We start from the raw sequence: 12,819 nt of genomic DNA on the forward strand, positions 1-12,819 counted from the left end.
TGAATGGACGATGGCTGCTTCAAGTAGGCCCGCTCTACTGGCGCCATTGGACCCATGGCAGGAGTTGGCGATGAGTAATGAACAAGGGCCGGTAGCGGTGATTACCGGGGCCGCCAGTGGTATTGGTCGTGGCCTGGCCGAACACGCGGCGACGCTGGGCATGCGCCTGGTGCTGGCGGATCGGGATGCAGCGGGCCTGCAAGCCCTGTGCGACGAATTGAAGGCCAGCGGTGCGCAAGCGATTGCCTGCGTCACCGATGTCGGTGATGTGAAGCAGGTCGAGCGCTTGCGTGACCGGGCTGTCGAGCACTTTGGCGGGGTCGACCTGCTGTTCAACAACGCCGGCGTGATGCAAACCGGCTTCAGCTGGGAAATCACCGAGGCGCAATGGCAGCGCATGCTCGACGTCAACCTCAATGGCGTGATCAACGGCATTCGCACCTTTGTGCCGCTGTTGCTCAGCCAGGGCCGGGCCGCCCACGTGATCAACACGGCGTCCCTTGCCGGGCTGGTCAGCAGCCCGCTGATGGCGCCGTACAACGTGACCAAGCAGGCGGTGGTCGCGCTCTCGGAAACCCTGCATTACGAACTCGCCATGATCGGTGCGCCGGTGTCGGTTTCGGTGCTGTGCCCGGGGCCGGTGGCCAGTGAAATCATGGCGTCGAACCAGGTGGTGGACACCGCCGGATCCGACTTCAGTCAACTGCTCGACAGCACCATTCGCCAGGGCATGACCCCGGCGGAACTGGCCGCGCAAGTGTTCGCCGCCGTCGCGCAAAAACGCTTCTGGATCCTGCCCCACAAGGGTTTCAAACCGGCCCTTGAGCGCCGGGTACAAAGCATCCTGGGCGAGACCAATCCGCAGTTTCAAATGACTGACGTAGAGGACGATGCCCATGCCGCTCGATAAGCAAATCGCTGGAGTACTCCAGCAGTTTCGCGACATCCCGGAACCCGATTTCAGCCAGGTCGATGCGGCTCAATACCGGCAGTTCTCCGACAACCTGCTGCCGGCCATTCCCGGCGAGCCGATGAGCGAGGTGCGCGAGCTGAAAGTGGCTGGCGCGGACGGTGATCTGGACGCACGGCTGTACCGGCCATCGGAAGAACCCAATCTGCCGTTGCTGGTGTTTTTCCATGGCGGCGGCTTTGTCATGGGCAATCTCGATACCCACGACAATCTCTGCCGCTCATTGGCCCGTCAGACCGAGGCGGTGGTGGTGTCGGTTGCCTACCGACTGGCCCCGGAACACCCGTTCCCGGCGGCGCCCCTCGATTGTTATGCGGCCACCTGCTGGCTGGTCGAGCACGCGGCTGAACTGCGCGTCGATGGCAGCCGGCTGGCCGTGGCCGGGGACAGCGCCGGGGGCAATCTGGCGCTGGCGGTCAGTCAGTTGGCGGCACGACGCCAGGGGCCGAAGATCAGTTATCAGTGCCTGTTTTATCCGGTCACTGACGCAGGTTGCGACTCTCAGTCCTTCGAAGACTTTGCCGAGAGCTATCTGCTTTCCGCCGGGATGATGCGCTGGTTCTGGCAGCAATATCTGCAAGACGTCGGGCAGGCGGATGATCCTTTGGCCTCGCCACTGCGCGCCGAGAGCCTGGCAGGCTTGCCGCCGACCACATTGTTCACCGCCGGGTTCGATCCGCTGCGGGACGAGGGCGAGGCATTGGCCGAGTACCTGCGCGAAGCCGGTGTGGCGGTGCGCGTGCAGCGTTACGAAGGCATGATTCACGGCTTTATCAGCATGGCGCCGTTTGTTGAAGCAGCAGCACAAGCGTTGACAGAAGCTTGCGCCGATTTGCGCGGGGCACTCAAATGAGCGGCCTGGTTTTCAACACGGTGCCGCAACTGATCGAGGCCATCGGCGCCGGTCGGATGGTGGTGATCACCGACGACGAACACAACGGCGAAGGCTCGCTGCTGATGGCCGCCGAACAGGCCGGGGCCGAGGCCGTCACCTTCATGGCGGTGCAGGCGCGCGGGCTGATTTGCCTGGCCCTGACCGAGCAGCGCTGCCGCGCGCTGGGCCTGGACCTGATGGTGCCCAACTCCCGGGCGCAACATGGCGTGGGTTTTACCCGCTCGATCGAAGCCGCCACCGGGGTGTCCACCGGCATCTCGGCGGCGGACCGGGCGCGGTCGATCCAGGTGGCGGTCGACCCGGCCAGCGTTCCGACGGACCTGGTGCAACCGGGGCATATCTTCCCGGTGCAGGCCTTGCCCGGTGGCGTGATGCAGCGGGCCGGCCATGTCGAGGCCGCTTGCGACCTGACACGACTGGCGGGGCTGCAACCGGCGGCAACCCTGGTGGGCATTCTCAACGAGGACGGCGAACTGGCCCGTGGTGCCGAGCTGCATGAATTCGCCCAGCGCCATGGCTTGCGGATCGGCACCATTGCCGACCTGATTCACTACCGCATCCTGCATGAAGGCACGATCGAGCGCGGCGGCGAATATCCGTTGCAAACCCGTCACGGCGAGTTCCAGGTGACCACCTATCAGGACACCTACCAGGGCTCGTTGCACCTGGCGCTGGTCAAGGGCCGGATCGACAGCACGCAACCGGCGCTGGTGCGGGTGCAAAGCATCGAGACGTTGCGTGACGTACTGGGTTGTGAAAGCGAAGGCGGGCCGCAACAGTGGACCCTGGAACGTTCGCTGGCCAGTATCGCGGCGGCCGGTAGCGGTGTGCTGGTGCTGCTGGCGCAAAAGGAATCGGCCGAGGGCGTGCTCGAACAACTGCGTCAGCGCAGTGGAGGCAAACACCGGGCGCCACAGTTTCCGCAACGGACCCTGGGCATTGGCGCGCAGATCCTGCGGGACCAGAACGTGCGCAAAATGCGCCTGATGAGTTCGCCGGTGCCGTACACCGCCGTTTCCGGGTTTGATCTGGAAGTGACGGAATTCGTGCCGTTTCAACCGTGACTTGAATTGACATACACCTGTGGCGAGGGAGCTTGCTCCCGTTCGGCTGCGCAGCAGTCGTAAAAATCTTACGGCCGCTTCGCGCCCGAGCGGGAGCAAGCTCCCTCGCCACATGTTTGTATTTTCCACAGGTTCCGTGTTGGCTTAAGGCTTGATTCCACGCAGCATCTTCTTCGCCTGATCCTGCACCGCCTCCGGCGCGGTCATGTTGCCGTCGATCACGGTGATCACCGCGTGGCCTTGCCATAGTTGAAAGGCATCGGCCTTTTGCTGGGCTTCGGTCGGTGTCGACGGCGGGGCCAGGTTGACGTGGACCACGCCATCGGCGCCGCGTTGTGAGGTGAAGTTAACGCGATCCCAATTACCAATCGGCGCAAAGCTCACGCCTTTGACCTCCTCGGGTTTCAGGGGCGGGTAGTTGAGGTTCAGACCGCTGGCACCCGGCAGGCCGAGCACGTTCAAATCACACTGATGTTTGTTCCTGGCGCAGGCCTGTCTGGCTTCTGTACCGGCCAGGCTCGCCTGTTCGATGACCTTCACGGCAAAGCGCGCCGTGTCGTCCATGGCGCCGAGGGTCTTGCGGTAGCCGGCCTGCTGGTCGCGGATGATCAGGTCCATGTCGATGGCCGTAGACACCGCCACCGCCGGAATCCCCTTGAACATGGCGCGCACGGCGGCGTTGAGGGTGCCGGACATCTGCGTCAGCGGGCCGACGTTTTCGCCGAAATTGCTGCCGGACACCACCAGGTCTGGCGGCGAATCCTTGAGGATCACATCGAGGCCGACATTCACCGCATCCACCGGCGTGCCGATGGCAGAGGTCTTGCCGGCAGGCGGGGTGTAGCCCTCCGGTGGCCCGACGCAAAATTTGCCCGGCGCCAGTTCGGTCACCGCCAGGGCCTGGCCGGGCACGACTACGCTGGCAGCGCTGATGCCGCTGCTGTCGTTCAACGGGCCGACCAGGGTGACCTTGTGCCCGGCAGCGGTCAGGGCGCGGTACATCGCATCGATGCCGGGCGCGCGGCAGCCATCGTCGTTGGTCAGCAGGATGTTCAGGGCGTTGGCTTGCATCGACAGGCCAACGCTGGCCATGGCAATGATGCCGGTGAGGAGTTTGTTCATGGGGAGTCTTCCGTGGGAGGAGCGGATTTTACAAAGCACAACGCCCCGACCGAAGGAATCGGTCGGGGCGCGGCGGGTTTAGCGGGTACCGAGTTTGCGCAGGTTGCCAGGGGTGAATTCGTCTTCGGTGAAGGCGGTGGCGTTGAGCTTGGCCGGTTTCTGATCGATCAGCATCCGGTCAACCAGATACGAGCCGGCGATCAGGTCGTGATAGATCCCGAGCCGAGCATGGTAGCGCTGCATCTCGTAGGCGTAGATCGAAGTCTGCATGTTGGTGCGCCAGAGTTGACCGCGACTGTCGTAGTTGTCGGCCAGGGTCGCGGCCCAGGTGTCCTCGTCCAGGTACATCACACGCTTGGCGTACACGTGGCGGGCACCTTCCTTGAGGGTGGCTTGCAGCACCCAGACGCGATGTTTTTCATAGCGCATGTACTGCGGATCGATATGGCCGGTGGTGGCCAGAATCTGATCGGTGCTCACGCTCGGGTCGTCGATCTTGTAGTTGTGATAAGGAATGTAGATTTCCTTTTTGCCGACGATGGTCCAGTTGTAGCGGTCCGGTGCACCGTTGAACAAACGGTCTTCGTCGTACACGCGAAAACCTCCCGCGCCGGTCGGCGAGTCATAGCCCACGGTCGGCGCGCGACGCACCCGGCGTTGACCGGGGCTGTACTGCCAGGCCTGGCGCGGGGAGGAGGTCGGGTTGATGAACTCGTGGCCGACGACGATTTCGCCTTTCTTGCGCACCGGTTCCAGGGTGGTGATCAGGAAGTTGGTGAGGATGCCGTTGGATGTCTCCAGGGTTCTGTCCGGGTTGGACCAGATCGAGAAGATCTTATAGTTGACCTCTTCGAGCACTCGCTCCTTGTTGGAGTACACCACGGCCTGCCGGTAGTTGGCCTCTTCGGCGGCGGCACGGCCGGCGAGGGTGTGGTTGAACATCAACTCGCTGCCGTTCTTTGGAATCGGGAACGGCGAACCGGCCCAGGCGTTTTTCGTGTCGTTGTTGTCGTTGGCCAGCTCGGCGTTGACTGCGTTGTGATTGACCGCCTCGACCAGTTTCGGGTCAACGCGGAAGTCGCGGTGGCTCGGGTACACCGGGATCTTGAAGGTGTCAGGGTAGCGTTTGAGCAACGCTTTCTGGCCTTCGGTGAGGTTGGCGGCGTACTTGTCCATGTTCTTCGAGTCGATCACGAACAACGGTTTTTCCGCTGCATAGGGGTCCGGGTATGGCGTACCGGGGCCGTCAAACTTGAGGCCTGGCGGCAGGCCGAGCCATTTGCCGGACCAGGACGGAATGCTGCCGTCGGCATTGCCGGCCTTTTCGGCGCCCATCGGGGTCAGGTCCTGGCCCAGGCGGGCGGCTTCTTCGGGGCTGACCTTGGCATAAGCCAGGCCACTGCCGAGCAGGCCGACGGTCAGCGCCGTGCTCAATAAGGTTTGGGTGAATCTGGACATGCTGTGCTCCTCCGACAGGGGAATCAGAACCGGTACTTGAAGTTGAGCGCGACGTTGTCGCGGTCGGCCAACGGGCTGTTGTTGGCATTGCCGAGGTAGGCGTTGTAGCGGGCCTCGACGGTGAAGTTGCCCAGGTAGCGCCACGAACTGCCGATGCTGGCGCGGTTATCGTTCTGGCCGGCGTTGATCGAGCCGACCATCGAGCTGTCGCCGTGGGCGGCGGCGCTGAAGGTGACGGGAACCGACATGTCCCATCCGCTGAACACGTCGTTGTAGTCAAAGTTCGCCTGCACCGTGTAGCCCCAGGCATCGCGGTCATAGACCAGGCTGTCGGTTCCCGGCAGCGCGAAGCCCGGCGCCAGGGTTACCGGCTGCGACCTGTCGTTGCTGACCACGGTGTTGTAGACCAACTCGCCGGTCAGGCTGGTGTTGTCGGCGAAGGCGGTCGGGCCGAGCACGTAGATCATCGACGTTTGCGCTTGCACGGTCTTGCCACGCACGGGGCTGGAGAAACCGTTGTCGACCATCACCGGCGTGCCGTCGCGGTAGCTGACTTCACCGGCCCAGCTGACGTCGCCCAGCACGGTGGCGAAGCTCGCGCCGAACAGGTCGATGTTGTCGAAGTAGCGCACCTGGTAGCGGCCAAGGTTCGTCGCGAAATCCAGCGACGGCGTCTTGTCGTGATAGCGCGAGTAGAAGAGGCCGAACTCGGTGTTGTTCAGCGACTCGGCGGCGTAGGTGAAAGCCACACCGTACTGGCCGCTGTCGCTCGGTTTGTCATCCTTCAGACGGGTGACAAAACCGGAGGCGTCGTTGAAGCCGCCCTCGTCGATGAAGTCGGTTGTGGAGAAGTAGCTGCCCACGCCGAACAGCTCGGTCTTTTCCCACTTGTATTGGTAGTAGGCCTGGATACCCAGGCTTTCGGTCAGGGCGAACTGGGTGAACAGCTGGCCGACCGGCAGCAGGATTTCCTTGACCTCGACGCCGGGGGTGGTCGCCTTGGTCGCGTCCACCGGGCTCTGGGCCGCGGAAATGCCCGGATAGAACAGGCTCTCACCCCAGCTCACCACCTGGTTACCCAGGCGCGCGTTGAAGGCGTGGCCGCTCAGGTCCCAGGTGCCATAGGCGTAGTAATCGAGCATGCGCAGTTCATTGCGGTGCTGGTCGATGGTGTCCTGGGAGAAGCGGTCGGGCTTGCTGCAATGGCCGCCGGCGAAGCAGTTCGAGGTACCGGTGGTGTTGTCGTTGTCCTGATCGTAGACGTTGTCGTAGAAGCCCGTCGCCCGGACAAACACGCCGTAGTCGTCCTGCCACTTGATGTTGGCTTCGGTGAGAAAGCCGCTGCGGTTGTTGATCAGGCTGCCTTTGTCGAACGCGTTGTCGCCGTCGTTGCCGTTAGCGTTGGCGGTCAATTTGTGATCGCGAGACTCGGTCCGCCAGGCGAGGCTGTACGTCAGTGTGGTGTCCCAGTCGATGCTCAAGTCTTCGCTTGGCTGAAAGCTCATGGCGTTAACGTGAGCGCTAAGTCCGCCAGCCAGCATCAATAGAACAAGCTGTGTGCGAGGGTGCTGTGTTGGTGGGGCGATTATTGTTTTTATCATGTCGTCCTCATGGCCCAGGTCAGACCTGCCCGACCTGCAATTCAGGGGGGTGATTGGTGCTGTGGGCGACTATGGAGTCACGACTTGCGCGCAACATCGTCCAAGCGGACTAAGCGATTTGTACGGGGCGGCCGCAGGCCTGGCCTTAGTCTTATCGGACGATGAACACCCGGCGCGGGCGGCGAACAATCCCGAGACCGACTGCACCGGGCGAAGATCCGGCGGTGGCGGTTTCTGCCTGATGGGCGCTGAACAAGGGTGATCGCATGAACGCTGCCGGGATCAAATGGGACGAGTGCTGTGATGTGTTGGTGATTGGCTCGGGAGCCGGGGGCATGACCGCTGCGCTGCGCGCCCACGACCTGGGCCTGAATGCGCTGCTGATCGAAAAGAGCGGCGAGTACGGCGGCACCTCGGCGGTGTCCGGCGGCGGAATCTGGATCCCCAATAACCACCGGATCAATGCGATAGGCGGCAGTGATTCGGCGGCCGAAGCGATTGCCTACATCCGCGCGGTGACCCACGGCGAGATCGACGACGGGCGCATCGAAGCCTATGTCGAGCACGGCCGGGAGATGGTCGAGTACCTGGAAAAACACACCCGCGTGCGCTTCGAGGCGCAACCGCGCTACGCCGATTACTACCCGGAAGTCGAGGGCGGAAAACCGGGCTATCGCTCGATGGATCCGCAACCGTTCGATGCCGCCGAACTCGGTGAAGAGTTCTTGCGCATGCGCGCGCCGTCTCCCGGCACCCTGATGATGGGGCGCATGGCGATGACCATGAAAGAGGCGCAAGTGTTGTTGTGCCGCGGCCCCGGCTGGTTGCGCCTGACCCTGCGGGTGATGTGGCGCTACTGGCGTGATCGTGAAGGGCGGCGCTTGTCCCGCCGCGACCGTTTCCTGACCCTGGGCAATGCCTTGATCGGTGCCTTGCGCTGTTCGTTGCAGGATCGCGGCAAGTCGCTGTGGCTCAACTGTGCGCTGGAAGAGCTGCTGCTGGTCGGCGAGCGGGTCGGCGGGGCGCGGGTCAATCGCAACGGTCAGTTGCTTAACGTCAAGGCGCGCTACGGGGTGATCATTGCCGCCGGTGGTTTCGAGCGTAACCAGGCGATGCGCGAGCAGTACCTGCCGCAGCCGTCCCGGGCGAACTGGAGTGCCACACCGCCGAACAATACCGGCGACGGCATTCGCGCCGGTCAGGCCATCGGTGCGCGGACCGCGTTGATGGAACACAGCTGGTGGGCGCCGACCACTTACGTCAAGGGCGAAGAAAAACAGCGTGCGCTGTTCGTTGAACGCACATTGCCGGGGTGCGTGATGGTCAACGCGGCGGGGGAGCGTTTCGTCAACGAAGCTGCGCCCTACACCGATATCGTTTACGCAATGTACGCCAACAACCGCGAAGGCGCCGCGAGCGTGCCGTGCTGGATGGTGTTCGACGCCGAGTTCCGCCGCAAATACCCGTGCGGCGCCTTGCTGCCGGGTTATGCCCAGCGCGACTGGCAATTGCCCGAGCACCTGCGCGACTACTTCCACAAGGCGTCGAGCCTGGAAGAACTGGCGACGAAAATCGGCGTCGACGCGGGCGGGTTGGTGCGCACCGTGCAGCGTTTCAACGGCATGGCCGTGCAGGGCGTCGACGAGGATTTCCACAAGGGCGAATCGCTGTTCGACCGCTACTACGGCGACCCCAACGTGCAACCCAATCCGTGCCTGGCGCCGTTGCTCAAGGGGCCGTTCTACGCCGTGCGCATCGACGCCGGCGACATCGGCACCAAGGGTGGCCTGCTGACCGACGTGCACGCCCGCGTGTTGCACGAAGACGGCGAACCGATCAACGGCCTGTACGCCATCGGCAACAGCGCCGCCTCGATGATGGGCCGCACCTATCCGGGTGCCGGTTCGACCATCGGCCCGGCCATGACCTTCGGTTACCTGGCGGCCAATCACATCAAGCGCCAGAGCGAAACCGCTTCGGCGAAAACCTTGTTCGGGAGTGTCGAATGAATCACCCACATCAACAGATCGCTGTCGTTACCGGCGCCAGTCGCGGTGTGGGCCAGGGCATCGCCTTGGCCCTTGGAGCGGCCGGCATGACCGTGTATGTCACTGGCCGCGCCCCGACGCAGGGCGGGTCGAATTTGTACGGGCATGCCTTGCATGGCTCGCTGGAGGACACCGCCGCCGCAATCACAGCAGCCGGTGGGCGCGGTATCGCGGTGGTCTGTGATCACGCCGATGACGCGCAGGTTCAGGCACTGTTTGCCCGCGTAGAAGAAGAGTGCGGACATCTGGATTTGCTGGTGAACAACGCCGCGTTCATCCATGACCGGTTGATCGAACCAGGGCCGTTCTGGGCCAAACCGCTGGAGCTGGTGCGCATTCTCGACGTCGGCCTGCGCTCGGCCTACATCGCAAGCTTCTACGCCGCGCCGCTGTTGCTGCGCAGTGCCCAAGGGCTGATTTGCTTTACCTCGTCGTTCGGTGCCGGGTGCTACATGCATGGCCCGGCGTACGGCGCGCAAAAGGCTGGAGTCGACAAACTGGCGGCGGACATGGCGATCGATTTCGAAGGGCAGGGCGTGGCGGCGTTGTCGCTGTGGCTCGGCCCGCAACTGACCGAACGCACCAGGATTGCCGGCGAGCAGCATGGCGAGCAGTACCAGGCGTTTCTGGCCCACGCCGAAACCCCGCAATTCAACGGGCGGGTGATCCATGCCTTGCTCAATGATCCGCAGCTGATGGCGTTATCCGGGCAGACCCTGATCACCGCCGAAATCGCCCCTGGCTACGGCATCAGCGAAGCCGGAGGCCGCCAGCCGCCGTCCCATCGCGCCATGCTCGGCGACCCGCGCCAGCAGCATCCGGCGCGGGTGGTCTGACTCAGTTTATGTAAGACAATCACGATACCTGTGGGCGCGGGCTTGCTCGCGAAAGCGGTGTGTCAGTCAACATTGATGTTGAGGCTGATGGCCCCTTCGCGGGCAAGCCCGCTCCCACAGTTGATCAGTGTCGGACACGAAATCTGTGTACACCCTCGAACACTGTGGGAGCGAGCCTGCTCGCGAAGACGTCGGCACATCCAACATTGATGTTGACTGACACACCGCTTTCGCGAGCAGGCTCGCTCCCACATGGGTTGTGGTTTAACCGACTGGCTGCAATGCCCACTCGCGCAGCACATTCTTGGTCACTTTCCCCGCCGCATTGATCGGCATCTTCTGCAGCACCTGCACCCGGCGCGGAACCTTGTAATTGGCCATCTGTTCACGGCACCAGGCGAGGAACCGCGCCTGCTCGATCTCGATACCCGGCGCGGGCAGCAGGAACGCCATCGCCACTTCACCCAGGCGCTCGTCAGGAATACCGATCACCGCCGCCTGGGCCACACCCGGATAGGTCAGCAAGCACTGTTCGATCTCCGCCGGGTACACATTGAAGCCGCCGGTGATGAACATGTCCTTGAGACGATCGGTGATGCGCAGGTAACCCTGTTCGTCGAGCATGCCGATGTCGCCGGTGTGCAGCCAGCCGTCGGCGTCGAGAATTTCCTGGCTGGCTTCGGGGTTGTTGAGATAACCCTGCATCAGGTTGTAGCCGCGAATCTGCACTTCACCGGGAATGTTCGCCGGTTGGCTGTGACCGCTGTTGCCGACACAGCGTACTTCTACCCCCGGCATCGCCCGGCCGCTGGTGTTGGCGACCAGTTCCGCGGAGTCGCCAGCGCGGCAGATCGTGGCGAAACCGCAGACTTCCGTCAGGCCATACGCGGTGACGATGGTGGCGAAGCCCAGTTCGTCGCGCATGCGGTGGATCATCTCCACCGGGATCGCCGCCGCCCCGGTCACCGCCACACGCAGGGAACTCAGGTCGAATTCGTTGCGTTGCGGATGGGCCAGCAGTGACTGATACAACGTGGGTGGCCCGGGTAGCACGGTGATGCGTAAGCGCTGCACGCATTCGAGCACGGTCTGCACGTCGAACACTTGCTGCGGCAGGAGGGTGCAGCCACGCATCAATGCGGCCAGCCAACCGGCCTTGTAGCCGAAGGAGTGGAAGAACGGATTGACGATCAGGTAACGATCGCTTTCGCGCAAACCGACGATATCGCTCCAGTCGCGCACGATGCGTAGGTTTTGGCCGTGGCTGGTCATCACACCTTTGGGTTTGCCGGTGGTGCCCGAAGTAAACAGCACGTCGGACAAGGCCTGCGGGCCAACGCTTTGTTCGCGGGTGCGCAAGGCCAGGTGCGGCACGTCGGCTGCCAGGTCCATAAACCGTTCCCAAGCCAGGGTTCCCGAATTGGCGCCGCGCACGCTGACGATGTGGCGCAGCTCAGGCAGGTCTTCCGACGCCAGCATGCCGGGGTAGTCCGCGCCGAGGAATTCGCCGATGGCAAACAGCACGCAGGTGCCGCTTTCGCGCAGGATGTAGCCGGCCTCGCTACCCTTCATTCGGGTGTTGAGTGGCACCAGGGCGGCACCGACACTTTGCAGGGCACCGGCGGCGACGATCCATTCCCACACGTTGGGCGCCCAGATCGCCACGCGGTCCCCGACCTGTACGTCGAGGGCCAGTAGCGCGCGGGCAGCCTGGCGGCGAAGTTGGTCCAGTTGTCGGTAGCTGATGACGTGGCCCGCGTCCTCGATGGCCGGGCGGTCGCCGTAGGCCTGGGCAGCGTTGGCGAACAGTTGAGCAATGGTCAGTGCGGTGGCGACAGGCGGCATGGGGCCTCCCCGGTTAGAAGACAAGTACGAAAAAGGGAGTAGGCCGGGCAGGGCGCCCGGCCGGATTGCGAATTACTGCGCGGGCGGGGCGAAACGGCGACCGGCGGAGAAACCACCGTCCACGGCAATCATCTGGCCGCTGACAAAGGACGCTTCGTCCGAGGCCAGGAACAGCGCGACGTTGGCCACTTCTTCCGGTTGCCCGGAGCGGCTGAGCATGTGCTGCGAGGCGAAGAAGGCGTGGAACGCGTCATTGTCACGGACCATGCTGGTCATCGGCGTTTCGATCAGGCCCGGGCACAGGCCGTTGACGCGAACGTTGGCGTAGCCGTAGTCGATGGCCATCGAGCGGGTCAGCTGGTTGATGCCGCCTTTGGACACGTTGTAGGCCACGTTGCCGTCGCAGCCTTGCAGGCCGAAGATCGAACCGACGTTGATGATCGAGCCGCCGCGTTGCGACACCATCGATTCCAGCGCGTACTTGCTGGTGAGCATGCTGCCGGTCAGGTTGATGTCCATCACCCGTTGCCAGTTAGCGGTGGTGGTCTGGGTCACGCTGCCCTGGTCGGCGACGCCGGCGGCGTTGACCAGTACGTCGATGCGCCCGAAGCGGCTGATGACTTCTTGCATGACCTGCTGCACCTGCGCTTCGTCGCGCACGTCCAGGGTCATGAACAGGCCGGGAAAGTCTGCCGGTGCGCTGCCGATGTCCAGCCCGACCACTTGCGCGCCTTCGGCGGCGAAACGGCGCACGCAGGCCAGACCGATTCCCGAAGCGCCGCCGGTGACCACCGCGACCTTATTCTGCAAACGAGCCATAACTGCACCTCTTTTATTGTTGTGGGCTAATGCTGTGGCCGAGTCTAACCGCAGACCGGGCCTGGGTGATCGTCCAATGAGACTAAGCAACTGATCCCCCGTCGTGCACATTTCAACTGTGGGAGCGGGCTTGCTCGCGAAGGGGGCGGCAGTTGACACAC

The 12,819-nt window shown here is 63.3% G+C and carries 10 protein-coding genes; 5 read left to right on the forward strand and 5 right to left on the reverse strand.

Features of this window, described 5'->3' with window-relative positions; genetic code table 11:
• Positions 1 to 70 precede the first annotated feature (70 nt).
• From KGA85_RS21280 to KGA85_RS21290, 3 genes are read left to right on the forward strand one after another with little or no spacing between them, the layout of a single operon-like run.
• Complete coding sequence (locus KGA85_RS21280) at positions 71 to 910, forward strand: SDR family NAD(P)-dependent oxidoreductase (RefSeq protein ID WP_223457150.1); 840 nt, start codon at positions 71 to 73, stop codon at positions 908 to 910.
• Positions 897 to 1,823, forward strand: a complete 927-nt coding sequence (locus KGA85_RS21285) for an alpha/beta hydrolase (RefSeq protein ID WP_223533416.1) — start codon at positions 897 to 899, stop codon at positions 1,821 to 1,823. Before KGA85_RS21280 ends, KGA85_RS21285 begins: the two co-directional genes overlap by 14 nt.
• Positions 1,820 to 2,929, forward strand: a complete 1,110-nt coding sequence (locus KGA85_RS21290) for a 3,4-dihydroxy-2-butanone-4-phosphate synthase (protein WP_223457146.1) — start codon at positions 1,820 to 1,822, stop codon at positions 2,927 to 2,929. Before KGA85_RS21285 ends, KGA85_RS21290 begins: the two co-directional genes overlap by 4 nt.
• Before the next feature lie 144 nt (positions 2,930 to 3,073).
• Here KGA85_RS21290 and surE read toward each other — a convergent pair whose 3' ends face one another.
• The 3 genes from surE to KGA85_RS21305 form a co-directional block, all read right to left on the reverse strand.
• A complete protein-coding gene (gene surE, locus KGA85_RS21295; RefSeq protein ID WP_223457144.1) occupies positions 3,074 to 4,051 on the reverse strand; it encodes a 5'/3'-nucleotidase SurE in 978 nt (325 codons plus the stop codon).
• Between the two features lie 78 nt (positions 4,052 to 4,129).
• Positions 4,130 to 5,509, reverse strand: a complete 1,380-nt coding sequence (locus KGA85_RS21300; RefSeq protein ID WP_223457143.1) for a DUF1329 domain-containing protein — start codon at positions 5,507 to 5,509, stop codon at positions 4,130 to 4,132.
• 23 nt (positions 5,510 to 5,532) lie between these two features.
• The gene (locus KGA85_RS21305) at positions 5,533 to 7,110 is read right to left on the reverse strand and encodes a DUF1302 domain-containing protein (RefSeq protein WP_317848735.1); all 1,578 of its coding nucleotides are present in this window, start codon (positions 7,108 to 7,110) and stop codon (positions 5,533 to 5,535) included.
• A gap of 266 nt (positions 7,111 to 7,376) precedes the next feature.
• On the opposite strand from KGA85_RS21305, the gene KGA85_RS21310 reads away from it, so the two are divergent.
• Entirely contained in the window at positions 7,377 to 9,119 is a 1,743-nt protein-coding gene (locus KGA85_RS21310; protein WP_223457139.1) for an FAD-binding protein, read from the forward strand.
• Positions 9,116 to 9,994 (forward strand): SDR family NAD(P)-dependent oxidoreductase, encoded by an 879-nt coding sequence (locus KGA85_RS21315; protein WP_223457136.1) that lies wholly within the window; start codon positions 9,116 to 9,118, stop codon positions 9,992 to 9,994. Before KGA85_RS21310 ends, KGA85_RS21315 begins: the two co-directional genes overlap by 4 nt.
• A gap of 264 nt (positions 9,995 to 10,258) precedes the next feature.
• Here the strand turns inward: KGA85_RS21315 and KGA85_RS21320 are convergent, their stop codons facing one another.
• The gene (locus tag KGA85_RS21320) at positions 10,259 to 11,839 is read right to left on the reverse strand and encodes a FadD3 family acyl-CoA ligase (RefSeq protein ID WP_223457134.1); all 1,581 of its coding nucleotides are present in this window, start codon (positions 11,837 to 11,839) and stop codon (positions 10,259 to 10,261) included.
• Between the two features lie 72 nt (positions 11,840 to 11,911).
• Positions 11,912 to 12,658 (reverse strand): SDR family NAD(P)-dependent oxidoreductase, encoded by a 747-nt coding sequence (locus tag KGA85_RS21325; protein WP_046042745.1) that lies wholly within the window; start codon positions 12,656 to 12,658, stop codon positions 11,912 to 11,914.
• Positions 12,659 to 12,819: the final 161 nt, after the last annotated feature.

It is taken from the genome of Pseudomonas sp. GL-B-12 (assembly GCF_019955895.1).
GTDB lineage: Bacteria > Pseudomonadota > Gammaproteobacteria > Pseudomonadales > Pseudomonadaceae > Aquipseudomonas.